At 69.6% G+C, this 609-nt stretch carries 1 protein-coding gene; it reads left to right on the forward strand.

Translation table 11 applies throughout. The features are described from left to right. Positions 1–168 precede the first annotated feature (168 nt). A partial coding sequence (locus ACXJKJ_RS31205) for a hypothetical protein (RefSeq protein ID WP_457395480.1) occupies positions 169–609 on the forward strand: 441 nt, incomplete at its 3' end.

Consider the following 609-nt stretch of genomic DNA (forward strand, 5'->3'; position numbering starts at 1 on the left):
GTTGTGGTTCCTGCTGCTGGGCCTGGGCTACGCCGGCAAGCGGCTGATCGGCGGCCCGCGCTGAGCGTCGGCCGGGTCCGCCCTCCTGGCGGGCCCGGTATTCACCTTCGGTTCGCAGCCTGGGCCGGATGATCGCGCCGCACGACTGGCGTGCCCCGAACCGAGCCCATGAACCCGACCCTGCCTGCCGCGTTGGCCCTGTTGTCGTTGCTGCTGCCGTGGGAGGCGTCGGCGCGCACGGTGTACCGCTGTGTGCAGAACAACACGGTCAGCCTGGCCACCGCGCCCGAGCCCGGCTCCCAATGCACCGCGCAGCAGGTGGATGACAACGCGGTGCAGACGCCCAACCTGTGGGGCAACATGGGGGTCTTCAGCGGCACCCTGTACGAGCGCGAGCAGGACGGCGGGATGGTCTATTCCACGCGCAACCTGCCAGGTTCGCGGGTGTTCCTGAAATTCACCGTAGCCACGCCGCCGGGTGAGCCGGCGCATGAAGGGCTGGGCAAGGTCGGTACGCCGCAGCTCAACCGCCATGCCAAGCAGTTCAAGGCCGCGGCAAAGGCCACCGGCGTGGAAGACGCCTGGCTGCGGGCGATCGCCCATGCCGAG

The organism is Roseateles sp. P5_E1, from assembly GCF_054049335.1.